The sequence below is a fragment of the Micromonospora sp. WMMD723 genome (assembly GCF_049863385.1).
GTDB classification, from domain to species: Bacteria; Actinomycetota; Actinomycetes; order Mycobacteriales; family Micromonosporaceae; genus Micromonospora; species Micromonospora wenchangensis.
Genome location: NZ_JBMKNR010000001.1, coordinates 156,569 through 181,033, shown reverse-complemented (window position 1 = coordinate 181,033; position 24,465 = coordinate 156,569). Strand labels below are relative to the sequence as shown.

19 protein-coding genes are annotated in these 24,465 nt (G+C 75.3%); 6 read left to right on the top strand and 13 right to left on the bottom strand.

All coding sequences use genetic code 11. From position 1 onward, the window contains the following. Positions 1 to 34: 34 nt before the first annotated feature. Together ACN261_RS00840 and ACN261_RS00835 are read right to left on the bottom strand one after the other, a co-directional pair. On the bottom strand, positions 35 to 934 hold the full coding sequence (locus ACN261_RS00840; protein WP_425847834.1) for a TIGR01777 family oxidoreductase: 900 nt from the start codon (positions 932 to 934) through the stop codon (positions 35 to 37). Positions 935 to 1,208: 274 nt separating this feature from the next. Further along, on the bottom strand, positions 1,209 to 2,222 hold the full coding sequence (locus tag ACN261_RS00835; protein ID WP_425847831.1) for an aldo/keto reductase: 1,014 nt from the start codon (positions 2,220 to 2,222) through the stop codon (positions 1,209 to 1,211). Positions 2,223 to 2,277: 55 nt separating this feature from the next. Between ACN261_RS00835 and ACN261_RS00830 the strand changes: the two genes are divergently transcribed. Further along, the gene (locus tag ACN261_RS00830) at positions 2,278 to 2,649 is read left to right on the top strand and encodes a MerR family transcriptional regulator (RefSeq protein ID WP_421483541.1); all 372 of its coding nucleotides are present in this window, start codon (positions 2,278 to 2,280) and stop codon (positions 2,647 to 2,649) included. A gap of 7 nt (positions 2,650 to 2,656) precedes the next feature. On the opposite strand, the gene ACN261_RS00825 is transcribed toward ACN261_RS00830, so the two are convergent. From ACN261_RS00825 to ACN261_RS00815, 3 genes are all read right to left on the bottom strand, one after another. Continuing rightward, the gene (locus ACN261_RS00825) at positions 2,657 to 3,613 is read right to left on the bottom strand and encodes an LLM class flavin-dependent oxidoreductase (RefSeq protein ID WP_425847828.1); all 957 of its coding nucleotides are present in this window, start codon (positions 3,611 to 3,613) and stop codon (positions 2,657 to 2,659) included. A gap of 146 nt (positions 3,614 to 3,759) precedes the next feature. Continuing rightward, positions 3,760 to 4,278 (bottom strand): hemerythrin domain-containing protein, encoded by a 519-nt coding sequence (locus ACN261_RS00820; protein WP_425847825.1) that lies wholly within the window; start codon positions 4,276 to 4,278, stop codon positions 3,760 to 3,762. Between the two features lie 122 nt (positions 4,279 to 4,400). Further along, positions 4,401 to 5,078 carry a TetR/AcrR family transcriptional regulator gene (locus tag ACN261_RS00815; protein ID WP_425847823.1) on the bottom strand — a complete coding sequence of 226 codons (678 nt, stop codon included), beginning with the start codon at positions 5,076 to 5,078 and terminating at the stop codon, positions 4,401 to 4,403. A gap of 225 nt (positions 5,079 to 5,303) precedes the next feature. On the opposite strand from ACN261_RS00815, the gene ACN261_RS00810 reads away from it, so the two are divergent. Then, a complete protein-coding gene (locus ACN261_RS00810) occupies positions 5,304 to 6,248 on the top strand; it encodes an SDR family NAD(P)-dependent oxidoreductase (protein ID WP_421483537.1) in 945 nt (314 codons plus the stop codon). A gap of 103 nt (positions 6,249 to 6,351) precedes the next feature. Here ACN261_RS00810 and sucB read toward each other — a convergent pair whose 3' ends face one another. Together sucB and lpdA are read right to left on the bottom strand one after the other, a co-directional pair. Then, positions 6,352 to 8,190, bottom strand: coding sequence for a 2-oxoglutarate dehydrogenase, E2 component, dihydrolipoamide succinyltransferase (gene sucB, locus ACN261_RS00805; protein ID WP_425847820.1), 1,839 nt, complete (start codon positions 8,188 to 8,190; stop codon positions 6,352 to 6,354). 71 nt (positions 8,191 to 8,261) lie between these two features. Beyond that, the gene (gene lpdA / locus ACN261_RS00800) at positions 8,262 to 9,689 is read right to left on the bottom strand and encodes a dihydrolipoyl dehydrogenase (protein ID WP_421483535.1); all 1,428 of its coding nucleotides are present in this window, start codon (positions 9,687 to 9,689) and stop codon (positions 8,262 to 8,264) included. 142 nt (positions 9,690 to 9,831) lie between these two features. On the opposite strand from lpdA, the gene ACN261_RS00795 reads away from it, so the two are divergent. Next, positions 9,832 to 10,161, top strand: a complete 330-nt coding sequence (locus ACN261_RS00795; protein WP_421483534.1) for a hypothetical protein — start codon at positions 9,832 to 9,834, stop codon at positions 10,159 to 10,161. A 73-nt stretch (positions 10,162 to 10,234) separates the two neighbouring features. Here the strand turns inward: ACN261_RS00795 and ACN261_RS00790 are convergent, their stop codons facing one another. Next, positions 10,235 to 11,806 carry a leucyl aminopeptidase gene (locus ACN261_RS00790; protein WP_421483533.1) on the bottom strand — a complete coding sequence of 524 codons (1,572 nt, stop codon included), beginning with the start codon at positions 11,804 to 11,806 and terminating at the stop codon, positions 10,235 to 10,237. 161 nt (positions 11,807 to 11,967) lie between these two features. On the opposite strand from ACN261_RS00790, the gene gcvT reads away from it, so the two are divergent. After that, on the top strand, positions 11,968 to 13,098 hold the full coding sequence (gene gcvT / locus ACN261_RS00785; protein ID WP_421483532.1) for a glycine cleavage system aminomethyltransferase GcvT: 1,131 nt from the start codon (positions 11,968 to 11,970) through the stop codon (positions 13,096 to 13,098). A 152-nt stretch (positions 13,099 to 13,250) separates the two neighbouring features. Here the strand turns inward: gcvT and ACN261_RS00780 are convergent, their stop codons facing one another. From ACN261_RS00780 to ACN261_RS00770, 3 genes are all read right to left on the bottom strand, one after another. Further along, positions 13,251 to 14,546 (bottom strand): DUF2314 domain-containing protein, encoded by a 1,296-nt coding sequence (locus ACN261_RS00780; protein ID WP_421483531.1) that lies wholly within the window; start codon positions 14,544 to 14,546, stop codon positions 13,251 to 13,253. Between the two features lie 65 nt (positions 14,547 to 14,611). Further along, a complete protein-coding gene (cobS, locus tag ACN261_RS00775; protein ID WP_421483530.1) occupies positions 14,612 to 15,385 on the bottom strand; it encodes an adenosylcobinamide-GDP ribazoletransferase in 774 nt (257 codons plus the stop codon). Beyond that, on the bottom strand, positions 15,375 to 17,369 hold the full coding sequence (locus tag ACN261_RS00770) for a bifunctional adenosylcobinamide kinase/adenosylcobinamide-phosphate guanylyltransferase (RefSeq protein ID WP_421483529.1): 1,995 nt from the start codon (positions 17,367 to 17,369) through the stop codon (positions 15,375 to 15,377). Before ACN261_RS00770 ends, cobS begins: the two co-directional genes overlap by 11 nt. A 168-nt stretch (positions 17,370 to 17,537) precedes the next feature. Between ACN261_RS00770 and ACN261_RS00765 the strand changes: the two genes are divergently transcribed. After that, a complete protein-coding gene (locus ACN261_RS00765; protein WP_088644650.1) occupies positions 17,538 to 17,738 on the top strand; it encodes a hypothetical protein in 201 nt (66 codons plus the stop codon). Next, complete coding sequence (locus ACN261_RS00760; protein ID WP_357932328.1) at positions 17,738 to 18,535, top strand: site-2 protease family protein; 798 nt, start codon at positions 17,738 to 17,740, stop codon at positions 18,533 to 18,535. The genes ACN261_RS00765 and ACN261_RS00760 overlap by 1 nt, the downstream gene beginning before the upstream one ends. 48 nt (positions 18,536 to 18,583) lie before the next feature. Here the strand turns inward: ACN261_RS00760 and ACN261_RS00755 are convergent, their stop codons facing one another. Both ACN261_RS00755 and ACN261_RS00750 read right to left on the bottom strand, forming a co-directional pair. Next, positions 18,584 to 19,582, bottom strand: a complete 999-nt coding sequence (locus ACN261_RS00755; protein WP_421483528.1) for an aldo/keto reductase family protein — start codon at positions 19,580 to 19,582, stop codon at positions 18,584 to 18,586. Between the two features lie 51 nt (positions 19,583 to 19,633). Further along, positions 19,634 to 24,364: a WG repeat-containing protein gene (locus tag ACN261_RS00750; RefSeq protein ID WP_425847813.1), complete on the bottom strand. Its 4,731-nt coding sequence runs from the start codon at positions 24,362 to 24,364 to the stop codon at positions 19,634 to 19,636. Positions 24,365 to 24,465 lie beyond the last annotated feature (101 nt).

Here is a 24,465-nt window from a genome sequence, read left to right as displayed (position 1 = left end):
GACCGGTCGGACCCGCGACCCCGACCACGGCGGGTCAGTCGTGCAGGGCGGCGTGCAGCGCGGCGGGCAGCTCGGGGTGGGTCCAGGAGAAACCGGCCCGGGTGAGCACGGCGGGCAGGACCCGGGTGCTGGTCAGCGCCTCCTGGGCGAAGCCGCCCAGGGCGACCTTCAGGGCGACCGCGGGGATCGGGACGATCGCCGGCCGGTGCAGTTGACGGGCGAACTCCCGGGTGAACTCGGCGTTGGTGACCGGGTTCGGGCCGACCACGTTGACCGCGCCGGCGACCTCCCCGGCGGTCAGCAGGAACACCGTCGCGTCCAGCCAGTCCCGCAGTGAGATCCACGGTAGCCACTGCCGCCCACTGCCGAGCCGACCGGCGACGCCCAGCTTGAACGGCAGCAGCTGCGGCTTGAGCAGCCCCCCGTCGCGGTGCAACGGCAGACCCGTCCGCAGCCGTACCACCCGGACCCCGGCGTCCTCGGCGGGTCGGGTCGCCGCCTCCCAGACCCGGCACACGTCGGCGAGGAACCCCTCACCCGCCGGGGCGTCCTCCTCGACCACCCGGTCGCCGGTGTTGCCGTACCAGCCGACCGCCGAGGAGTTGAGCAGCACCGGGGGACGGTCCGCCGCCGGCATCCCGGCGATCGTGACCGCCAGCGTGGTGGTGGTGTCCACCCGGCTGGACCGGATCACCCGGCGGTAGTCGTCGGTCCACCGCCTGTCGCCCACCCCGGCCCCGGCCAGGTTGACCACCGCGTCGGCCCCGGCCACCACGGCCGGGTCGAGCTGCCCGGCGGTCGGGTCCCACCGCTGCTCGTCTGGGGTACGCGGCGACCGCCGGACCAGCCGGACGACCTGGTGCCCCTCGTCGGTGAGACGATCGACCAACCGGGTGCCGAGAAAACCGGACGCGCCGCCCATCAGGATCCGCATACCCCTATCTTCGGGCACGCGCCCCCGATCGGATGCGCCGACCACCAACCCCCACCCGACCCCACCCCCCGACGTCCACCCCCGGCCGGCTCGTCCCGGTGATCAAGAGGTACGCGTCAGGTTGAAGATCAATCTTGACGCGAACCTCTTGATCAACTGACTCGAACCTCTTGATCAGCGGGGACGGGGCGGCCATCCGCCGAGGCGGGGCGGGGGAGTCGGGGGTGAGTGGTCGGGCGGGAGGCGGGAGGGCGGGGGCCCGTGGTGGCGGGGCCTACCGGGCGGCCGGGTCGCCGGCCGGGGTCGGGCGCAGGTCGGCCAGGAGGCGCTCCACCTCGGCGAACGCGTCCTCCGGGAGTGGGCCGAGGGTGAGGGCGGCGAAGTTCTCCCGGGCCTGCGCCACCCTCCGGCAGCCGGGGATCGGCAGCGTACGGGGGCTGCGGGCCAACAGCCAGCCCAGCGCCCCCTGGGCGAGGGTACGGCCGTCCGCGGTCAATGCCGCCCGGATCGCCGCCACCCGGGCCGACCACTCGGGGGTGGGCCGGCCGTCGCGGAACCAGACCAGCCACTCCGGCGCCCGGCCCCGCACGTCGTCCGCGCCCGGCGTGCGGGTGGCCCCGGTGAGCAGGCCCATCGCCAGTGGCCCCCGGTTGAGGCTGGCCAGGTCGAAGGCGTCGCAGACGGCGAGCACGTCCGGGTTGTCGTTCAGCACCGACTCGTCGTGCTCGACGGCGATGCAGTGCGGCCCCGCCCCGGCGAACGCCCGCGCCGAGTCCGGGTCGTCGGTGCTCCAGCCGTACCCCCGGATCTTGCCCTGGGTGACCAGGCCCTCCAGGGTGTCGACCAGGTCGAGCGCGGCGGACGCCGGCAGGTCGTTGAGGTGCAGCAGGTAGAGGTCGACGTGGTCGGTGCCGAGCCGGCGCAGCGATCCCTCCAGGCTGGCCACCGCGTACGCCGGGCTGGCGTCCACGCCCAGCGCCCGTCGGGTCGCCTCGTCGCTGCGGTTGCCGAACTTGGTGACGATCACCGCCCGGTCCCGCCGGCCGGCGAGCGCCCGGCCGAGCACCCGCTCGCTGTGCCCGGCCCCGTAGTTGCTGGCCGTGTCGAAGAGGGTGACGCCCAGGTCGAGGGCCTGGTGGATGGTGGCGACCGACTCGTCGTCGTCCACCTCACCCCAGCCGTACGGCTGACCGTCGTCGCCCCACAGCGGACCGCCGATCGCCCAGCACCCCATGCCGATCGCGCCGACCTCGATTCCGCTGTGGCCCAGAGTCCGTGTCGTCGTCATGCCGACCAGTGTTCAACCTGGAGTGCGCTCCAGGTCAAGCGGTAGCATCCGCCCCATGTACCCGCCCTCGGAGGCCGCCCGGCGCAGTGGGTTCAGCCTCGACACCCTCCGCTACTACGAGAAGATCGGCCTGCTCAGCGGCGTCGGCCGCACCTCGGGTGGCCGTCGGGTCTTCACCGACGACGACCTGAGCTGGCTGGTGATCTTCCGCTGCCTGCGCGACACCGGCATGCCGATCGCCGAGATGTGCCGCTACGCCGAGCTGTCCCGGGAGGGGGAACACACCGTCGCCGCCCGGCAGGAGCTGCTGGAACAGCACGCCGCCCGGGTCGAGGAACAGTTGACCCTGCTCCAGCGCCAGTACGCCCACCTGCGCGAGAAGATCCGCTTCTACCAGGGCATCACCGGGGCGACCCCCGCCCCCTGAGCGCCCATCACGCTCGGGTGGACCCCGCCCCGTCCGGAGCCGGTGGGGCACCGGGCAGCCGGGCCAGCACCGGGACGAGCGGTTCGAGGGCGTCCCGGCGTACCACGAAGCGGGTGACACCCCAGCGACGCCGGTGGGCCGCGACCGCCGCGACGATCTCGTCCACCGTGCCGATCAGCACGAACGGGGTGGCCAGCAGCTCGGTGACGGTCAGACCGATCCGTTCGGCCTGCTCGGCGGCGGCGGCCCCGGCGTCGTCGGTGACCACGACCGTCTGCACCAGCGCCTCCAGCGCGGGCGGGGTGTCCCGGCCGGCCGCCCCGGCGGCCACGTGCGCGAGCTGCGCCTCGATCTGGTCGACCCGCCAACGCGCCTCGTGCCGGTGCCCGTCGGCGAGGGTACGCCCGAAACCGGTCAACCCGACCACGTCGGCGTGCGCGCCGGCCCAACGCAGCAACGTCGAGTTGGCGGTGCCCATGGTCAACGGGATGCGGTCCCGCACCGGCCGGGGCGAGGTCAGCCGGGCCTCCCGCGGCACCAGGTCGGGGGAGTCGACCGTCACCGGGGAGCCGTCGAGCAGGGCGCGGACCGCCTCGGCGACGGCCACGCAGCGGCGTACCCGACCGGCCACGTCGGGGCGTACCCGGCCGACGGCGGCCCACTCGGCGGGGGTGTGGCCGGCACCGACACCGAGCCGGGCCCGTCCACCGGAGACCAGGTCGAGGGTGGCCACGTCGGCGGCGAGCAGGATCGGTTCCCGCACCCCCAGATTCGACACGTACGAGCCGAGCCCGATCGTGGTGGTCACCGACGCGGCGGCGGCGAGCGCGACGAACGGGGACGTCACGTCGCCCGGGTGGTCGGCGGCGAGCAGGGCGTCGAAGCCGACCGACTCCGCCCGGCGGGCGAGGTCGACCCAGCCCGCCGCGTCGGTCGGGGTGGCCTGGAGCGAGAAGACGGTCACCGGCCCAGCTTCGCCGTCGCGGGTCGTCCCGGCCATCCCGCAGGCCCGGATTCTGCCGACCGGAGAATCGCCCGCCCCCGCCCCGGGCTCTGCCGGGGCCGGCGTGGAACCGTCGGTGCGGGAGGCGCGGAACCCGGCGGCCCGGCTCACCAGTCCGGCGGTGGGGTCACCCCGAGCAGTGCCGTGGTGTCGCCGGCCCGGTGGCCGAGCGCGTCGAGGGCGGCGGTGAGGGTGCGTTCCTCGTAGCGGAAGTGCGAGGCGAGGATCGCGGACAGGCCCTCCAGCTCGACGCGGACCCGGTCGACGGCCGCCGGGTCGTCCGCCGGTGGATCGGTGACCAGCGCCTCGATCCGGCGGACGATCCAGTCGACCATGCGGTGGTCCCGGCTGAGCTTGTCGAGCACCGGCCGCAGCTCGGGCACCTCGTCGGCGAGCACCCGGAAGGCACCGGCGTCCTCGCCGGTGTGGTGCCGGGTGAGCGCCGAGCAGAAACTGAGGCAGTGGGTACGCAGACCGCGCAACCGCGCCGCGCCGGGTGACCCGTGGGAACCGGCGGCGAGGCCGGCCCGGAGCTGGTCGAGCTCGTCGAGCAGCCAGAGGTGGATCTCTACCAGTTGGTGGCCGAGTGCGGTCAGGCGGTCGGCGGGGGTGGAATCGGGGTGCACAGGTGTCCCTGCTGTCCGGCGCCTCCGTGCCCTCGGCGGTCTGTGTGCCGGGTACACCGCGACGCTGACGACGATCCTACGATCCCCGTCGGCGGCGCGACGGCCACACCTGGCGGGTCGGGTCAGGCTCGGCGCAGCCCCGCCATGAGCAGGTCGAGCAGGCGGCCGGCGAGGTCCCGTTGCTCCGGCCCCTGCGCCGCCAGCGACATCCCGCCCAGCCCGGCCAGCACGTCGCCCGGGTCGACGTCCGGGCGGATCGTGCCGGCGGCGACACCGGCCGCGAGCAGCCGGGTCAGCGCGGCGACCAGCAGGTCACGGCTCTGCGCGTACGGGTTGGTGCCGGCGGCGATCACCAGGCGCAGGGCGTCGGCCATGCCCTGCTTGGTGGCGAGGTAGTCGACGAAGCGGTCCATCCAGGCCCGGGTCGCCTCGGCGGGCGGCAGGCGGGTCAGCAGCTCGTCGGCGGCGTCGCAGAGTTTGGCCAGCTCGTTGCGGTAGGCGGCCTCCACCAGCGCCTCCCGGGTGGGGAAGTGCCGGTAGAGGGTGCCGATGCCGACCCCGGCCTCCCGGGCGATCGACTCCAGGGTCACCTCCGGCCCCTGCCGGGAGAACGCCCGGACGGCGGTGTCGAGCAGTCGCTGGCGGTTGCGCAGCGCGTCGGCGCGCAGCGGCCGGGCACCGGACTGCGGCGCGTCGCGGCCCGGACCGGTCTGTCGCGCGGCGCGGTTCGGGCGGGTCTGCGGCACGTCGCCGTGGGGACTGGTGGGTGGCGCGTCGCCGTCGGGGCTGGTGGGCGGCACGTCGCCTCCTGACATCGGGTGCGGCGGGGCCACCGCACGGGTGCGGGTCGGCTGCGGTCGGCCGCCCGTTGCGGTGACGACGGCCACCCGGAGCGGACCGGTCCGGCGACCGGTTGGCAAACGGAGGAACCTCCGGTTAGTCTCGGAGACCGTAACGGAGGGCCCTCCACTTCTCATCGTACCGGCCGGGCCGCCCGGCCCGCGCCGCACCGACAAGGATGGATCATGACCACCGACACACCGGTCCACACCCCCTTCGACGCCCGCAGCACCGCCCTGGAGGTGGTCCGCGACGTCGACCTCACCGGTCGACGCGCCGTGGTCACCGGCGGCGCCTCGGGCATCGGCGTGGAGACCGCCCGCGCCCTCGCCGCCGCCGGAGCCGACGTCACCCTGGCCGTACGCGACCTCGACGCCGGTCGGCGCGCCGCGACGGACATCACCGACAGCACCGGCAACGACCGGCTGCTGGTCGCCCCGCTCGACCTCGCCGACCGGGCGTCGGTGGCCGCCTTCGTGGCCACCTGGGACGGGCCGCTGCACCTGCTGGTGAACAACGCCGGCATCATGGCCTCGCCCGAACGGCGTACCCCCGAGGGCTGGGAGTTGCAGTTCGCCACCAACCACCTCGGGCACTTCGCCCTCGCCACCGGGCTGCACCGCGCCCTCGCCGCCGCCGAGGGGGCCCGCGTCGTCGCGGTCAGCTCCGCCGCGCACCTGCGCTCCCCGGTGGTCTTCGACGACATCCACTTCCGGCAGCGCCCGTACGACCCGTGGGAGGCGTACGGGCAGTCGAAGACCGCGAACGTGCTGTTCGCCGTCGAGGCGACCCGGCGCTGGGCCGACGACGGCATCGTCAGCAACGCGCTGATGCCCGGCGCGATCCACACCAACCTCCAGCGGTACGTCAGCGCCGAGGAACTGGAGCGGATGCGGGCCGCCAGCGGGGGCGGCGCGGCCACCTGGAAGACCGTCGAGCAGGGTGCCGCCACCTCGGTGCTGGTCGCCACCTCGCCGCTGCTCGACGGGATCGGCGGCCGGTACTTCGAGGACTGCCAGCAGGCCGCCCCGAACCAGCCCGGCACCCGCACCGGCGTCGCCGCGTACGCCCTCGACCCGGCCGCCGCCGAGCGGCTCTGGACGGTCTCCGAGCAGACCCTGCGCGGCTGAGCCGCCGGTCCGCCGGGAGGTGCCGTGCCGGCGTGTCCGGCGGTCCCGTGACGACGAAGGGCGCCCCGGTCGACGACCGGGGCGCCCTTCGCGCAGGCGGGTGTTACAGGCCCAGCTCGGCCTCGAAGTTGCCGCCCTCCAGCCGCTCCTTGACCGCGACCAGGAACCGGGCCGCGTCGGCGCCGTCGATCAGCCGGTGGTCGTAGGACAGGGCCAGGTAGACCATCGACCGCACCGCGATGACCTCGCCCAGGTCCGGGTCGTTGACCACGACGGGACGCTTCACCACGGCACCCGTGCCGAGCATCGCCGACTGGGGCGACGGCACGATCGGGGTGTCGAACAGCGCGCCCCGGCTGCCGGTGTTGGTCAGCGTGAAGGTGGCCCCGGCGATCTCGTCCGGGCTGATCTTGTTGGTCCGGGTGCGCTCGGCCAGGTCGGCGACGCGCTTGGCGATGCCGCCCAGGTTGAGGTCACCGGCGTTGTGGATGACCGGCGTCAGCAGGCCCCGCTCGGTGTCCACCGCGATGCCGAGGTTCTCGGCGTCCGGGTAGGTGATGGTGCCCGCGTCGAGGTCCATCCGGGCGTTCACGATCGGGTACGTCTGCAGGGCCTCGATGGCGGCCAGCGCGAAGAACGGCAGGAACGACAGCTTCACGCCGTGCCGCTGCTGGAACGAGTCCTTCGCCTGCGCCCGCAGCTTGGCGATCCGGGTGACGTCCACCTCGATCACCGTGGTGAGCTGCGCCATCTCGTGCAGCGACTCCTGCAGGCGGTTGGCGATGGCCTTGCGGATGCGGGTCAGCTTCTCGGTGGTGCCCCGCTTGCCGCTCGGCTGCGGCTTCGCCGCCGGTGCGGCCGGGGTCGCCGCGGCGGCCGGCTGCGCGGCGGGGGCCGGAGCCGCCTTGGCCGCCTTCGCCTTCTCCGCCGCCTCCAGCACGTCCTGCTTGCGGATCCGGCCACCCACGCCGGTGCCGTTGACCGAGGCCAGGTCGACACCGTGCTCGCCGGCCAGCTTGCGGACCAGCGGGGTCACGTAGCCGGGGGCGTCGCCGCCGCCCTGGGCGGGTGCGGCCGGTGCCGCCGGGGCGGCCGGCTGGGCGGCCCGCTCGGCCTGCACCGGCTGGGCCGCCGACTCGGTCTCGGCGGCCGGCTCGCCGTAGCCCGCGCCCGGCGTCGGCTCGGTGACCTTCGGCTCCGGCTTCGCCTCGGCCTTGGGCTGCTCCGCCTTCGGGGCCTGCGCCTTCGGGGCCTCCGCCTTCGGCTCCGGCTTCGTCTCGGCCGGGGCCGCGCCCGCCGCACCGATGATCGCCAGGTCCGCGCCGACGGCGGCGGTCTCGTCCTCGGAGACCTTGATCTCCAGGACGGTGCCGGCGACGGGCGACGGGATCTCGGTGTCGACCTTGTCGGTGGAGACCTCCAGCAGCGGCTCGTCGACCTCGACGGTCTCGCCGACCTGCTTGAGCCAGCGGGTGACCGTACCCTCGGTGACGCTCTCACCCAGGGCCGGCATCTTCACCGGGGTACCCTCGCCCGACGACGCCGGGGCGGCCTGTGCCGCCGGCTGCTCCCGGGCCGGCTCGTCCTGCTCCGGCTCCGGGCCGGTGCCCTCGGCGGCGGCCGTCGGCTCGGGGGCCGGCGCGGCCTGCTCCGGCTCGTCGGCCTCACCGTCGGCCTGCGGGGCGTCCCCGCCGGCCGACTCGCCCTCACCCGAGATGACGGCCAGTTCGCTGCCCACCTCGGCGGTCTCGTCCTCGCCGACCACGATCCGGCTCAGCACCCCCGCGGCGGGGGAGGGGATCTCGGTGTCGACCTTGTCGGTGGAGACCTCCAGCAGCGGCTCGTCGACCTCGACGGTCTCGCCCTCCTGCTTGAGCCAGCGGGTGACGGTGCCCTCGGTGACGCTCTCGCCGAGCCGAGGCATGGTGACCGATACCGGCATGTTCTGAAACTCCTTCGTGGCCTGGTGCGATCCTCGCCCGCTTGCCGCCGGCGTCGCGGAATGAGTGTGGGTCAGGCGTGCGCGTGCAGCGGCTTGCCGGCCAGGGCCAGGTGCGCCTCGCCCAGCGCCTCGTTCTGGGTCGGGTGGGCGTGCACGAGCTGCGCCACCTCCGCCGGGTAGGCCTCCCAGTTGTAGATGAGCTGCGCCTCGCCGATCAGCTCACCGACCCGGGCACCGACCATGTGGACGCCGACCACCGGGCCGTCCTCGACCCGGACCAGCTTCACGAAACCGGCGGTCTTGAGGATCTGGCTCTTGCCGTTGCCGCCGAGGTTGTAGTTGTAGACCTTGACCTTGTCGCCGTACTGCTCCTTGGCCTTAGCCTCGGTCAGGCCCACCGACGCAAGCTCCGGGTCGGAGTAGGTGACGCGCGGGATGCCGGCCTCGTCGATCACGGCCGGGTTCAGGCCGGCGATCTCCTCGGCGACGAAGATGCCCTGGGCGAAACCCCGGTGGGCGAGCTGGAGGCCGGGCACGATGTCGCCGACCGCGTAGACGTTCGGTACGCCGGTGCGCAGCCGCTCGTCGGTCAGCACGTACCCCCGGTCGAGCTTGACGCCCTGCTCCTCGTAGCCGAGGTCGGCGGTGTTCGGGCCCCGGCCGACGGCGACCAGCAGCAGCTCGGCCTCGACGGTCTCGCCGCCGGCGATGGTCAGCTTCACGCCGTTCTCGGTCTTCTCGACCTTCTCGAACGGCTTGCCGACCTTGAAGTTGATCTTCCGCTTGCGGAACGCCCGCTCCAGCGCCTTCGACGACTCCTCGTCCTCGGCGGCCACCAGCCGGGGCAGCGCCTCGACGATGGTCACGTCCACCCCGAAGGACTTCCACACGCTGGCGAACTCGACGCCGATCACGCCGCCACCCAGCACGATCACCGACGCCGGCACCCGGTCCAGGGTCAGCGCGTGGTCGCTGGTGATGATCCGCTCGCCGTCGACCTCCAGGCCGGGCAGGCTCTTCGCGTACGAGCCGGAGGCCAGGATCACGTTGCGGCCGGTGTACCGCTTGCCGTCCACCTCGACGACGTTCCTGCCGACCAGCTTGCCGGCGCCCGCCACGAAGGTGATGTTCTTGTTGCCGCCGACCAGCCCCTGCAGGCCCTTGTACAGCCGGGAGATCACCCCGTCCTTGTACGAGTTCACCCCGGCCATGTCGATGCCGACCAGCTCGGCCTTGACGCCGAACTGCGCCGACTCGCGGGTCTGGTCGGCGATCTCCGCCGCGTGCAGCAGCGCCTTGGTCGGGATGCAGCCGTTGTGCAGGCAGGTGCCGCCGAGCTTGCCCTTCTCGATCAGCGCGACGGAGAGATCAAGCTGGGCGGCACGCAGCGCCGCCGCGTAGCCGCCGCTGCCACCTCCGAGAATGACGATGTCGAAGGTTGCGTCGTTCGGCTCGCTCACGTCCAACTCCCTGGTCGCTTCGCTGCATCGGGGGGTCACGGTGGGGCGCCACGGGCAGACCCCACCTCGGTCATCTTGTCACTAGCGCGTCCGCAGCGCGTACCGAGGTGCCCAACGACACGTCCCCGACACGTACTCTTGGCACCGGTTCCCGACGACGGACGGGGGAGAGGAGTGCCCGGTGGCGCTGTTCCGGCGACGCAAACCGCCGACCCCGGCCAACCGTGACCGGCCGGCCGACCGGGCCGACCTGGATCACCTGGCCAACTTCGCCCGCACCCGCCGGGGGGTCGAGGCGTTCGTCGAACCCCGGACCACGATGACCGACACCACCGTCATCATGATCGCCGACGACGGCGAGTGGACCCGCCGACGCATCGACGGCCCGGACGCCGCCCGTCGTTTCGCCCATGCCCTGGGCATCCCGATCTACGACGTCCGGCTGATGGGCTACCCCCAGCGGATGCGTGACTACAACGAACGCCGCAAGCGCCGCCCCGAACTGTTCTGACTGCCCCCGGCGGGCCACCCGGGAAACGCGGACGGGACGCCCGCAGGCGTCCCGTCGTGGTGTCGCGAATCCGTCAGCCGTTGGCGGCGACGTCCTCGACCAGCTGCAGCAGGGTACGCACCGGCACCCCGGTGCCGCCCTTGGTCCAGTAGCCGGTCGGCTCACCCGAGTGGTAGCTCGGACCGGCGATGTCGATGTGCGCCCACGCCACGTCGTCGGTGACGAACTCGCGCAGGAACACCCCGCCCTGCAGCATGTGGCCGGCCCGGTCCATGCCCGCGTTGACCTGCGAGATGTCCGCGACGTCGGAGTCCATGCCCTTGCGGACGTCGTCCGGCAGCGGCATCGGCCAGGCCGGCTCGCCGACCGTGTCACCGGCCACCTTCACCCGCTCGCACAGCTCGGGGGTGCCCATCACCCCCGAGATCCGCTTGCCCAGCGCGATCACCTGCCCGCCGGTGAGGGTGGACGTCTCGAACAGGTAGTCGGTGCCGTCGGCGCAGGCACGGGCCATCGCGTCGCCGAGGATCATCCGGCCCTCGGCGTCGGTGTTGAGCACCTCGACCCGCTTGCCGTTGAACATGGTGACCACGTCACCCGGCCGGTAGCTGGTGCCCGACGGCATGTTCTCGGCCATCGGCAGGTAGCCGGTCACCGCCACGGCCGGCTTGAGCGCCGCGATCGCCAGCATCGCCGCGCCGACCGCCGCCGCGCCGGCCATGTCGGACTTCATCTCCCACATGCCCTGGGCCGGCTTGATCGAGATGCCGCCGGTGTCGAAGGTGATGCCCTTGCCGACCAGCGCCACCCGCTTGCCGTTCGTCTGGCCCTGCGGGGTCCAGGTCAGCTTGACCAGCCGCGGCGGGGCCTCCGACCCCTGCCCGACGGCGGTGATCCCGCCGTACCCGCCGGCCCGCAGCTGCTCCTCGTCGAGCACCTCGACGTCGAGCCCGGCGGCCCGGGCGGCGGTGGCGACGGCCTCGGCGAAGGCCGGCGGACGCAGCTCGTTCGGCGCGGTGTTGACCCAGTCGCGGCTGGTCCGCACCGCACCGGCCACGGTGGTGGCCCGGTCGACCTCGGCCCGCGCGGTCGCGTCGGCGGCGTCCGGCACGGCGATCAGCACCTCGGCCACCGGCTCCCGCCGGGACGGCTGCGGCTTGGTCTTGTAACCGGCGAACCGGTAGCCGCCGAGCAGCGCCCCCTCGGCCACCGCGCGCAGCGCGGCCGGGGCGTCGGCGTCGTCGGGCAGCGGCAGGCTCAGCGCCACCCGGGGCGCCCCGGCCAGCGCCCGGACCGCCGCGCCGGCGGCCCGGCGCAGGGTCTCCGGGGCGGGGGCGGCACCGGTCGGCTCCGGACCCAACCCGACCGCCACGACCAGCGGGGCGGTGACCGTGCCCAGCGTGGCCAGCTTGATCACCTCACCGGGGCCACCGGTCGCGCCGAGCAGGGCCAGCGTCGCGGTCAGCTTGCCGTCGAAGGCGGCGGCGATACTCTCCGCGCCGTCGGCGAGCAGCAGGGTGCCGGCGGGACCGCTCGTGGCGTCCGGGCCGGTGGTCTGGCTGTGCACGCCGATCACGATCGCGTCGACCGTGAGCTCGGCGGGGTCGGTGTCGACCAGGCTGAGGGTGGTGCTGGACGATGTCACTGAAGCTACTCCGGGCGGGCCGGGCCGGCCGCGGCGTCGCGTACCGGCGGTGATGGTCTCCGGCGGCAACCTACCCGCCGGAGCGCGGGTGCGTCCCGCCGAAGTGCCGACGGGTCCCGCCGATGCTAACCAGCGGGACACCCGGCGGTAAGTTGCCACCCATGACGGACGTGACCTCCGACGCCGCCGCGACCCGGCTGCGCCGTTCCCCGCTGCACGCGCGACACGCCGCGCTCGGTGCCAAGTTCGCCCCCTTCGGGGGTTGGGAGATGCCCCTGGAGTACGCCGGTGGTGGCGTGCTCAGGGAACACGCGGCGGTCCGCACGGCGGTCGGCGTCTTCGACGTCTCGCACCTGGGCAAGGCGCGGGTCACCGGCCCCGGCGCCGCCCGGTTCGTCAACTCCTGCCTGACCAACGACCTGGACCGGATCGGTGCGGGCAAGGCGCAGTACACGCTCTGCTGCGACGACGCCACCGGCGGGGTGGTCGACGACATCATCGCCTACCGGTACGCCGACGACCACGTCTTCCTCATCCCCAACGCGGCGAACACCGCCGAGGTGGTCCGCCGGCTGCGCGCCGCCGCCCCGGCCGACGTCGAGGTCACCGACGAGCACGACCGGTACGCCGTGCTGGCCGTGCAGGGCCCCCGCTCGGCCGAACTGCTCGACGCGCTGGGCCTGCCCACCGGGCACGAGTACATGAGCTTCTCCCCGGCGACGCTGGCCGGGGCCGAACTGACCGTCTGCCGTACCGGCTACACCGGCGAGCTGGGCTACGAGCTGGTGGTGCCGGCAGCGGACGCCGTCGCCGTCTGGGACGCGCTGTTCGCCGCCGGGGAGCGGGTCGAGCTGCGGGCCTGCGGGCTGGGTGCCCGGGACACCCTGCGCACCGAGATGGGGTACCCGCTGCACGGGCAGGACCTCTCCCTGGACATCACCCCCGTGCAGGGGCGCTCCGGTTGGGCCGTGGGCTGGGACAAGCCGGCGTTCTGGGGCCGCGACGCGCTGCGCGCCGAGAAGGCCGCCGGCCCCCGCCGGACGCTGCGTGGCCTGGAGGCCGTCGACCGGGCCATCCCGCGCGCCGGGATGACCGTGTACGCCGGTGACGCCCCGGTCGGCACGGTCACCAGCGGTACCTTCAGCCCCACCCGCAAGCAGGGCATCGCCCTCGCCCTGCTGGACACCGACCCGAAACTCGCCGACGGCGACCTCGTCGAGGTCGACATCCGGGGCCGCCGCGCCCAGATGCGGGTCACCCGTCCCCCCTTCGTCACCCCCTCCGTCCGCTGACCCTCTCCGCAGCTCGCCCCGGCCCGCAGCTCGCCCCGGTGATCAAGAGGTTTGCGTCACCCCGCCCCTGGATTTCTGACGCAAACCTCTTGATCACGCGGGCGGGTGAGTGCCCGGGCGGGTGAGTGCCGGGGGTGGGGAAGAGGACGGGGTCAGTGGGTGGGGTGGGGGCGTTCGCCGGCGTCGAGGACGGCCTGGGTCCAGCCGCCCTCGATGACGCCGGTGCCGTCCAGGACCGCCCAGTCGACGACCTCGGCGACCGCCACCACGACCGGGGAGCCGATCCGCACGCTGGGGTCGGTGTTGGCGTCGCTGGCGCTGGCCCCGACGATCCGCTCCGGGGCGTCCCACGAGCTGACCCCGGCCCACACGTACTCGGGGCCGTCGTCGCCGGGCAGGCCGTACTTGACCACCAGTTGCGCCTCCGGTGGCAGCCCGTCGGCGAGGAACCGGGCCCGGATGCCGTCCAGCCCGGCGCGGGCGGTGGCGACGGCCCGGCTCATCGCGTCACCGGACCGGGCGTACCGGACGTCCGGCTCGATGCCGGAGAAGAGGGTCGCGCAGGCCGCCGCGAAGTAGCGGCCGTCCGGCCCGGGGTGACCGGGCGGCGGGCGCAGGCTCAGGAACGAGTCGGCCTCCGGGTCGGTCGCCGGGTCCAGTTCCAGCCGCAGCAGCACCGGGGCCGTCGCGCCGTGCTGCTCCGGATTGCCGTACGCCACCGCGATGTCGTGCCCGGTCACCGTGGCCAGCACCGGTAGCTGCACGAACGCCGGCACCTCCTCGCCGGCCAGCCCGTCGGTCCAGTCCCGCAGCAGTCGGCGGGCGGCACCGGTCAGCACCGCCCCCCAGGCCCGGGTGAGATGGTCGGGCACCCCCTGGGTCTGCAACTCCAGCAGCCCGAAGCGGCGCAGCCCCTTGGTGGTGAACCACAACCCCTCGGTGTCCGAGGAGTACGGCACGAGCACCCAGTCGACAAGCCGGATCCGGCCCTGCGCGTCCGGCAGCGACTTCAACGCCGTCGCCGGGTCGAGGAACTGCAACCCGAACACGTCCACCACGTCACCGCCGACGGACTCGGCAACCGCGGCGGCCACCGCGCGGGCCGCCCACTCGTGCGCCGGTGGCCAACCCGGCCGGTACTCGGCCTGCACCACCACCAGGTGACTGGCGGCGGCGAGCCGGCCCAGCTGGGCCTCGGTCGCGCCGAACGCGGTGAGCAGATCCGGCGGCAGTTGCGGGAACTCGTCGATCGACCGGGTGTCCACCGACATCAGCGGACTGTCCAGCATCTGCGTGGCCAGGCCGTACACCGGGTCGGCGAGGCGGCCGGCGAGACCCCGTACCGCCGTTTTCGGGCTCACCGGTGGCAACCCCGCCACCGGTACCAGGTAGGTCGCGCTGAGCGACTCCGGGACCGGTACGGGCAGGAAGTCGTCCGTGATGAGCAAGTCGTCCCCCGGAAGGCCGTGCCGGTGCTGTCGGGGCAAACGCTACCCGGCGCGCCGCGTCGTCCTCAGCCGGACAGCACCAAGCCCAGGTAGACCAGCGTGGTCACCACCTCCACGACGGCCCCCAGCACGTCGCCGGTGATGCCGCCGAGCCGGCGTACCAGATGGCGCAGCAGGCCGGTGGCGACGGCGAGCGCGGCGAGCACGGCCAGCGGCCCCTGCCACGGCCGGCCCGGCACGGCCGGCACCGCCACCAGCGCGACGGTGACCGCGCCGACGACCGGCGCGACGGGCCCGACCGTCCCGGCGACCAGCGCGCCCAGCCCGTCGGGGCGGGCGGCCGGCACCCCCCGGCGGCAGGCCAGGGTCACCCCGAGCCGGCCGGCGGCGGTGCCGGCCAGCACCCCCGCGAGCACCGCCGGCCAGGACCGCCCGGCCAGCTCGGCCAGCGTCGCGGTCTGCAGCAGCAGGACGACCACCAGCGCGGCCACGCCGAACGGGCCGACGTCCGGCTTCTTCATGATCTCCAGTGCTGCCGTGCCCCGCCGGTAGGAGCCCAACGCGTCCACGGTGTCGGCCAGCCCGTCCAGGTGCAGCCCCCGGGTGAGCAGGGCTGCCGCCGCGACGGTCACCCCGGCGGCGACCAGGGGCGGGGCGAGCGCGGCCAGGCCGAGCAGCAGCGCGCCCAGCACCGCCCCGAGCAGCAGCCCGACCAGGGGCGCGAGCGCCATCGCGGTGCCCGCCGTCGCCCGGTCGATCCGGCCGGCCCGGACCGGGACGGTGGTGAGGGTGGTCAGCGCCAGCCGGAGCCCGTCGCCGCGCCCCGACTCAGCCGGCACGCCGGCCGGACGGGTCGGCCTCCGGCTCGGCGTCGGTGGGTGCGGTGGTGGTCGGCCCCGGTCCGGCCGGCGTCGGCTCGGCGAACTCCGGGGTGACGTCGGCCTGCGCCGCCTCGCCCCCGGCGGCCTCCGGCGTGGTGGGCTCCGGCGCGGCGACAATCGGTTCGGCGGCCACCGGCGTGCCGGGCTCCGGTTCGGCGTCGGGGGTGGTCGCGGCGGTACCGGTGGCCTCGTCGTCGGGGCCGCCGTGGTGCGGGTGCGCCGGCAGCGACCCGGCCAGCGCCAGCACCGAGCGCAGCAGCGGCAGGGCGGCCAACGCGTTCGCCCCCTCGCCCAGGTCGAGCCGCAGGTCCAGCAGCGGGGTCAGGCCGAGCACGTCGGCGGCGAGCCGCACCGCCGGGTGACCGCCGTGGTCGACCAGCAGGCACCAGTGCCGGGCCTGGCCGGCCAGATCCCGGGCGACCATGCCGGCGGCCAGCCCGACCGGTCCGTCGAGCAGCACCGGCACCCGGCGGGCGGTCGCCCCGAGCAGCACACCGCAGGCCACCGCCATGTCACCGCCGCCCAACTCGGCCAGGATGTCCTTGGCGTCGCGGGGGGAGCGCCGGGTGCGGTGCAGCGCGTCGCGGACCGTCGCGCACCGCACCATCCAGGCCGCGTCGTCGATCTCGCCGTCGGCGGTGTGCACCCGGCCGAGCACCGTCGGGGCCTCCGCGCCGGCCGTCGCGACCAGCACCGCCGCGGCGGCGGCCTCCGCGCCCGCGCCGCACGCCCCCAGCACCAGCAGCCGTACGCCCGCCTCGGCGGCCTCCTCGGCCAACCGCCAGCCGTAGCGCAGCGCCGACTCGACGGTGTCGGCGTCCAGCGCCGGCCCGTGCTCGATCGGCGCGGCCGGCGGGGCGTCCACCACCTGCAGGCCGGCCCCGTTCTCGGCGGCCAGCCGGGCCAGCGCCCCCCGGCCGGCGCGGGCCTGCCGGGCCAGCCGGGTCGACTCGCCGACCGGTGCCCCGGCCGCCACGCCACCGGCGTGGTCGCCGTGCAGCAGCAGCACCCGGACGTCCGTCCACGGCGTCGGGGTGGGGGTGCCCTGGGTGGCGGCGGCGAACTCGACCACCCGTTCCAGCACGCCCAGCCCGGCCCCCGGCAGGTCCAGGGTGCCGAGCCGCTGCACCGCCTGCGGGCCGGCGTACTCGTCGGGCATCGGCAGTTCCATGCCGGGCTGGATGACCAGGCCCGTGGCGACCACCGGCAGCGCCATGGTCGGCGTGGTCCAGGTCGTGCCGGCCGGGGTCTGCGCAGCCGGCGGCACCGTGGGGGTGAGCACCTCCGGCAGCGGCCCGTCGGCCGGGACCGTGGCGACGGAGGCCGGGGCGCTGGCGTCCAGCCCGTCCGCCGGGGCGGCGGCCCGGGTGGGTACGCCGACCGGCGGGACCGGTGCCGACGGCTTCAGCCAGGCCGGCTGGCCGGCGACCACCAGCGCGACCGCGTCGCAGGCGTCCGCGACGGCCCGGTTGGCGGCGCCCAGCGCGTCGGCGAACGCCCGCCCCAGCGGGGTGGTCGGCACCAGCGACAGCCCCACCTCGGGGCTGACCAGCACGATCCGTGCCTCGCTGGCGCGTACCGCGTCGGCCAGTTCGGTGATGGTGGCGACGTCGTCGGCCGGCTGGTGGGCCGGGTCGAGCAGCACGGTCACCCAACCGCCCAGGTCGTCCACGAGCAGCGTCTCGTTCGGCCCGGCCGAGGCGAGCACGTCGGCCAGCCGGCGCGGGTCGTCGGCGGTCTCCTCGGTGGTCCAGCTGCCCGGCCGGCGGGCCCGGTGGGCGGCCAGCCGGGCGGCCCACTCGGTGTCGTCCGGGTCGGCGGCGGCCGAGGTCGCCACATAACGCACCGTGGGCGCGTCGGCCACCAGGGACTCGGCGAACTCCGACTTGCCCGAACGGATACCGCCGAGCACCAGGACCGTGTTCCACCCCTCAACCGACATGCCCGTACCTTAAAGCCGCCCGACCCGGCCCCGCCCGCCGGCCCGGACCCGTCACGCTGGGCGGAACCCGGGCGCGGGGACGTGCGTGCGGTGCGCGGCGGTGCCGGCCGACTACGCTTGCGGGGGTCCGTCCCCCGGGGACGGTTGAGCGGCGAGGGGAGACGCGGCATGGCGTGGAGCTGGCGGTACGAGGGCACGGACGGCGCAGCGGTCGACGGGCCGGCGGAGACGTTCAGCAGCCAGGCGGACGCCGAGTCCTGGATCGGCCAGACCTGGCGGGAGCTCGCGTCGTCCGGCGTCACCGCGGTCACGCTCGTCGAGGACGACCGGGTGGACTACCGGATGAGCCTGCTGCCGACGGCGGAGTGATGGCGGGCGACCGCCCGGGGGGCGAGCCGCTGGTGCTCGGTGTGCCCCGGGCGGCGTTCCGGCCCAGCCCGGTCTTCCTGGCCCTGGTCGCGCTCTTCGTCACCAGTGGCGTGCTCACCTGGAACGGGGTGGGCAACGTCCGGTTCGACGTGTTCCTCTTCGTCGTCTCCGGCTGGCTGGTCTCGCTGTGCCTGCACGAGTACGCGCACGCCGTGGTCGCCTACCGGGCCGGCGACCGGGACATCGCCCACCGGGGCTACCTGACGTTGAACCCGCTGAAGTACACCCACCCGCTGCTGTCGATCGTGCTGCCGGTGGTGGTGGTGCTGCTCGGCGGCATCGGCCTGCCCGGCGGGGCGGTCTGGGTGGACCGGCACGCCATCCCGGGCCGGCTGCGGCACACCCTGGTCAGCCTCGCCGGCCCGGCCACCAACGTGCTGTTCACCCTGCTGCTGGTGGTGGTGCTGCGGGTGGGCATCGACGCGGGCGGCCCGGTCGAGTTCTGGGCCGGGGTGGCGCTGCTGGGGTTCCTCCAGCTCACCGCGAGCGTACTGAACCTGCTGCCGGTGCCCGGCCTGGACGGCGGCAACATGATCCAGCCGTGGCTCAGCCCGCAGTACCGCCGGATGTACGACATCTTCGCGCCGTTCGGGTTCATCCTGCTGTTCGCGCTGCTGTGGAACCCGCGTATCGGCGGCTGGTTCTTCAGCGCCGTGTTCTGGCTCAGCGACCTGCTCGGGCTGCCGCCGTGGCTCTACGGCACCGCGCTGTCCCTGATCCGGTTCTGGCAGAGCTGACCGCACCCCACCCCGCGACGATCCGGGGTGGGGTGCGGCCGGTGCCGGTCAGGGCCGCTTGGCCGGGCTCTCCGTCTTGGCCGGGTCGCGCTCGGTGACCGGGGCGACGATGTCGTCGATGGCCTTGAGCAGGTCGGCCTCCAGGGTCACCCCGGCGGCCTTGACGTTGTCGTGCACCTGCTCCGGGCGGGACGCGCCGATGATCGCCGAGGCGACGTTGGGGTTCTGCAACACCCAGGCGACGGCGAGCTGCGGCATGGTCAGCCCGGCCTGCTCGGCGAGCGGCTTGAGCTGCTGTACCCGGGTCAGCACCTCGTCGTTGAGCCACTGCGCGATGAAGTTCGCGCCGGACTTCTCGTCGGTGGCCCGGGAACCGGCGGGCGGCGGCTGACCCGGCAGGTACTTGCCGGACAACACCCCCTGCGCCATCGGTGACCAGACGATCTGCGAGATGCCCAGCTCCTCGCTGGCCGGCACCACCTCGGCCTCGATGACCCGCCACAGCATCGAGTACTGCGGCTGGTTGGACACCAGCGGGATGCGCAGCTCCCGGGCGAGGGCGTGCGCCTCGCGTAGCTGCGACGCCTTCCACTCCGAGACGCCGATGTAGTGCGCCTTGCCGGCGTGCACGACGTCGGCGAACGCCTCCATCGTCTCCTCCAGCGGCGTGCTGTAGTCGTACCGGTGGGCCTGGTAGAGGTCGACGTGGTCGGTCTGGAGGCGACGCAGCGAGCCGTCGATCGACTCCATGATGTGCTTGCGGGACAGGCCCCGGTCGTTGCGGCCGGGACCGGTCGGCCAGAAGACCTTCGTGAAGATCTCCAGCCCCTCCCGGCGCTCCCCGGCCAGCGCCTTGCCGAGCACCGTCTCGGCCCGCGTACCGGCATAGACGTCGGCGGTGTCGAAGGTGGTGATGCCGGTGTCCAGGGCGGCCCGGACACACGCCAGCGCCGCCTCCTCCTCGACCTGCGAACCGTGGGTGATCCAGTTGCCGTACGAGATCTCACTGACCATGAGGCCCGAGCGGCCAAGGTGTCGGAATTCCATGCTCCGACCCTAGCCCCGTCCGGTGCCGGGCACCCGTCGGCGCAACCGGCGTCAGAGCACGGGGTGGGTGTCGGCGAGCAGCCGGTCGATCTCCGCCACCACCGTGTCCCAGTCGGCGTGCACCGGGGGGATCAGCGGTTCGCCCCGCCGGTCCAGCGCTCCCCAGTGGTTCATCCCGTCACCGACCAGGAACGCCACCGGGTGCACCACCAGTGCCGGGTGCACCGGCCGGACCAGCACGGCACCGGTGCGGTCGAGCACCCCACGCCGGCCGGCCAGCTCCACCACGGCCAGCCCCTCGTCGGTGAACCCGTCGAGCCGACGACCGTCGGACAGCGTCGTGTCGATGCCGTGGTAACGCGGCGGGACGACCAGTCGACCGTGCCGGTCCACCGCCCCCCAGCCGCCCCGGCGCACCGCCGCCACCCCGGCCCGGAACGGCCTGACCTCCTCGAACCCCGCCGGCACCACCACCGTCCCGTCCGGCTCGATCGCCGACCAGTCCGCGTCGCCGCCCTGCGACACCCAGGCCAGGCCGTCGGAGAAGGCCAGCACCCGGGCGTACGCGGGACCGAGCAGGGTGCCGCCCGTCTCGTCGATCAGCTCCCACCCGGCCTGGTCGGGGCGGCGTACCCAGGCCATCCGCTCGTGGAACGGCTGCGCCTCGACGTACCGGTAGTCGACGACCAGCTCACCGTCGGTGTCGGCGTACCCCCAGCGGCCCCGGCCGTCGTGGGTGGGGCGCGGGGACCGGCGGCCGTGCCGCACCTCGTCGCGACTACGCGGGTACGGCCCGAAGCCGCCCCGGGCCGCCGCGCGGGCGTGCACCGCGTCCAGGCACACCGCGATCCGGTCGGTCAGCTCCGCGTCCTCGGCCCGGTACAGGTCCAGGGCCCGTTCGAAGTGTCCACACGCCTCGATCAAGCGGCCCTGGTCGTAGCAGGACCGGCCGGCGTGCTCGTGCAGCGCCGAGCGCAGCCGGTCCGGCAGTTCCGTCGAGTTGGCCTCGGTGAACAGCCGGTCGGCCTCGGTGAACTCGCCCTTCCAGCGCAGCGCCTCGGCCAGCCGCGCCCGGGCCAGCGCGGTACGCCGCAGCTCGCCTGTCGCCTCCGCGTAGGTCAACGCGAGCCGGCCGTCGGCCACCGCGTCGTCCAGGTCGTCGACCAGCCGGGACAGCACCGCCCGCAGGCTGAGCAGCCGGGCGCGGGCCCGGTTGTCCAGGGCCGAGGCGAGCTTCTCGGTCAACCGGCGGCGGATGCTGCGTAGCTCCGCCGGGTCCTCGGCCACCTCGCGCAGGGTCTCCGGGTCCAGCCGCCACCGGTAGCCGGCGAGCACCTGCTCCGGGTCGGCCTGCCGGACCGCCGTCGCGGCGTCCCCGGACGCGGGGGTGGCCACGGGCGGGCCCGCAGTGGTGGCCCGGTCCCCGTGCTGCCTGATGCTGGCGTGGTCCCCGCCGGCCCCCTGTTCCGTGGTGCCGGCCCGGTCCGGGTCTGCCGGCCGGTCCGCGAGGGTGGCCTGGCCGTCGGGCGCGGTCCGGTCCGGGGCGGTGGCCCGGTCGGTGCCTGCCGGGCCGTCCGTGGTGCCGGTCCGGTCCCCGGTCGCCAGCGGATCGACGCTGGTGGGTCGGTCCGGGGTCGCCAGCTGCTGCGTAGTCGTGGCCGGGCTCACCGGGACGGTCCGGTCCGGCGACGCGGGTCCGTGCGGATCGCCGACCGTCACCGGGGCCGCCGGATCGCCACCGCCCGTCCCGGTGCCGCCGGTCAGAGCGCTGTCCGGGCCGGTGCCGACGGCTACGGTGCTGTCCGGTCCGGTGCCGACGGCCATGGTGCTGTCCGGCCCGGTGCCGACGGCCACGGTGCTGTCCGGGCCGGTGCCGACCTGAAAGGTGCGGCGCGGTTCGTCGTCTCCGGTGCCGGTGCCGGTGCCGGTGCCGGCCGGACGGGTGTCGGCCGGACCGGTGCGGGCCGCTGCGTCGTCCTTCGTGGTGGTGCCGCCTCCGGGGTCCGTCGGCCGGGTGCGGTCCAGGTCGTCGCGTCCCACGGCGGTGCCGGCCGGACCGGCAGCGGCGGTGCCTGCCGGTGGGGCCGTGGTGATGCCGGTCGGTGCGCTGCCGGTGAGGGCGGCGTCAGGCAGGGCGGCGTCAGGCAGGACGGCATCGGGCAGGACGGCGTCGGGCGTGGCGGGGTCGACCGGACCGGTGACGGTGCTGTCGGTATCGGTGGCGGTGGCGGGGGACACCGGGGCGATGCGGTCGGGGACGACCGCCGGGACGGCGTGGTCGCCGTCCGGGTCGCGGCCGGTGGTGGCGACCGGAGTGGACTCCCGCGTCGGTCCGGCGTCGACGTCCGCCGCGCCGGACCGGTTCTCCGGGTCGTCCCTGCCCGGCACGTCCGGCGGGGTGGCCGGGTCCGGTGTCGCGGGAGGACTCCCGGCGGTTCGACGGGTCGCGCCGACCGGATCGGGAGCGTCGGGCAGGGCGGCGGGGGTCGCCGGGACGGGGTGCCCGGCACCGGGCTGCCGGGCGGCGGCTTCGACGTCGGCCGGGCCGTTCACGGGGTGCGCCCCGGTTGCGGCGGAGGCCCGGACACCGGGGTCGGCGGGGCCACCGGCCGGGGCGGTCGACCGACCCGGGTCGCCGGTGGTCGGGAGGAGCGGGCCCGGGTCGGTGGGGTGCGACGGGGGTGCCGGCGAGCGGGGCACGGGAACGTCCGTGCCACCGGTCGGTGCCCCGTCGGGCGGGTCCGGGCGGCCGGTCGTGGCCGGGGCCGGCGCGGCATCGCCCGTCGGTCGGCCGGCCGCCGTCGTACCGTCGGGCGGGGTGGTCGGCGTGGGGGTCGACCGGCCGGGCCGGAACCAGGCCGCCGAGCCTCCCGGCGTGGTCGGGGCGGCGCTGACGGGACGGCCGGTGCCGCCGGGCTCCGGTGCCGGCGGAACGTACCGGCGGGGCCGGTCGGGGGTGATCTCCAGGGCGGGGACGTCGGTGGCGGGGGCCGCCGGGGGGCGTCCAGCGGTACCCGGGTCGGTGGGCCGTGTGGTCCCGGTGTCGGGTGCGGCGGAGGAGTGCCGGAAGTCACCCGGGTCGGTGGGCCGTGTGGTCCCGGAGTCGGGTGCGGCGGAGGAGCGCCGGAAGCCATCCGGGCCGGTGGGCCGGTCGGTCCCGGAACCGACGGCGGGTGCGGCCGAGGGGGGCCGGGCAGCACCCGGGTCGGTGGGTCGGTCGGTCCCGGGTGCGGTCGGGGAGTGTCCGGCGGGCCGGTCGACCGGTGGCGCGTTCTCCGACGGCCGGCGGAACTCGACGTGCAACCGGCCGGCCGGCGACGCGGAGACCGGGGCGGCCTGGTCCGGGGCGGGGATGGGCGGCCGGCCGGCGGCGTGACGCCTGCGGGTGGGCAGCTCGGTGGGGGACGCGGGGGCGTCCGGTGGTTGGGGGGTCGGCCGGTGGGCCGTCGGTGCCGGTGCGTCGGAGCCACCCGGCCGGGCGCCGGCCGGCGGTGGGGGAGGACCGGGCCGGGGACCCCACGGACCGGTCGCGGGTCGGCCCGCCGTGGTCGTGCCGGGTGGCGACGACGCCGGGGCCGGCGACATCGGGGTCGACGACGACGAGGCCGACGACGCCGGGGCCGGTGACACCGGCAGCCCGGAGACCGGTGCGCCGGACACCGGACGGCCGGGCGACGGGTCGAGGAGCGGCGTACCGCCGCCGGCACGACCGTCGCCGGGCTGCCCCGGCGTGGCCCAGGCCGCCGGACGGCCCTCGTGGCGGGTGGGCGGCTCGTGCCTGGTGGGGTACGCCGGTCGCCCGTCGCGGCCGTGGTCCGGTTCCCGGGTCGGGCGGGGCCCGGTGGGGCCGGTACGACCCCACGGCTCGCGGTACGGCTCGTCCTGCGGACGCAGGTCGGGGTACGCCACGTGGCGGGCCGCCGGCTCGTACGGCTGAGCAGGCAGGCGCTCGTCGCGGCTCCGCGGATGCTGCCACCGCTCCTCGGGGATGGCAGGCGTCGTGCCCCGGCCGTCGTGGCGTGGTGGGCGGCCGGGCGGGATGTCGTCGCGGGGGCGGACCGGCGGGGTGTCGTGGAGCGGGCGCTGCCACCGGTCCGCGTGCCCGTGGGCGGCGGGCCGCCGGTCGGCGTCCCGACGGGGCGGGTCGTCCTCCCGGAACCGGGCCGGCAGGTCCCCGCCCGGTGCGGGTCCGGCCGGGTACGGGTCGTACCGGTCGGCGGCGCGGTGGTGTGGCTCGTCGTCGCCCCGGTGACCGGGCATGACGGTGGGGCGTTCGCCGGTGGTCCGCCGCCGGGGCGGGCCCTCGTCGGGGTCGCGCCGCCGGTCCGACCAGCTGATCCGGTCGGCCGGCCGGTCGTCGTGCCGCTCGGCTGCGGGCTGCCGGCGTTCCCGCTGCCAGACCGGCTCGTCCGACGGCCGCCGGTACGCCTCGTCGGCGGGCCGTCGGTACGCCTCGTCGGTGGGCCCCCGGTACGTCTCGTCGGCCAGCCGGCGGTACGGGTCGTGGGCGTGCCGCTCGTCGCGGGGGTCGTCCCGGCGGGGCGGCCCGTCGTCCAGGTCGGACCAGGACCGGCCGAGGTACGTGCCGTCGGAGCGGGTCGGGGCGAGCGGGGGCACCTCGGCGCGGCCGGAGGCGGTGACCCGTCCCCGGGGGTCGGCGTACTGGGAGCCGAGGTCGCCGGGATAGCGCTGCCCGGGGAACTGCGGGTGCCACTCGCCGGTCGGCTCGATCACCCAGGACGGTTCCGCGGGGGCGTCCCAGCGGTCGGACCAGCCCGTCACCTGGGGGCTCCGGGTCCACGCGTGCGGCGCGGCCCGATGCCCGGCTCGCGTCGCTCGCTCACGGCGGTGTCACCTCGTTGCAAATTGTCGTGCAGGGCGCC

Excerpts from the sequence above, each read along its gene's own strand:
- ACN261_RS00840 (WP_425847834.1), bottom strand. The coding sequence starts at position 934 with ATGCGGATCCTGATGGGCGGCGCGTCCGGTTTTCTCGGCACCCGGTTG.
- ACN261_RS00835 (WP_425847831.1), bottom strand. The coding sequence starts at position 2,222 with ATGACGACGACACGGACTCTGGGCCACAGCGGAATCGAGGTCGGCGCG.
- ACN261_RS00830 (WP_421483541.1), top strand. The coding sequence starts at position 2,278 with ATGTACCCGCCCTCGGAGGCCGCCCGGCGCAGTGGGTTCAGCCTCGAC.
- ACN261_RS00810 (WP_421483537.1), top strand. The coding sequence starts at position 5,304 with ATGACCACCGACACACCGGTCCACACCCCCTTCGACGCCCGCAGCACC.
- sucB (WP_425847820.1), bottom strand. The coding sequence starts at position 8,190 with ATGCCGGTATCGGTCACCATGCCTCGGCTCGGCGAGAGCGTCACCGAG.
- gcvT (WP_421483532.1), top strand. The coding sequence starts at position 11,968 with ATGACGGACGTGACCTCCGACGCCGCCGCGACCCGGCTGCGCCGTTCC.
- ACN261_RS00770 (WP_421483529.1), bottom strand. The coding sequence starts at position 17,369 with ATGTCGGTTGAGGGGTGGAACACGGTCCTGGTGCTCGGCGGTATCCGT.
- ACN261_RS00765 (WP_088644650.1), top strand. The coding sequence starts at position 17,538 with ATGGCGTGGAGCTGGCGGTACGAGGGCACGGACGGCGCAGCGGTCGAC.
- ACN261_RS00760 (WP_357932328.1), top strand. The coding sequence starts at position 17,738 with ATGGCGGGCGACCGCCCGGGGGGCGAGCCGCTGGTGCTCGGTGTGCCC.
- ACN261_RS00755 (WP_421483528.1), bottom strand. The coding sequence starts at position 19,582 with ATGGAATTCCGACACCTTGGCCGCTCGGGCCTCATGGTCAGTGAGATC.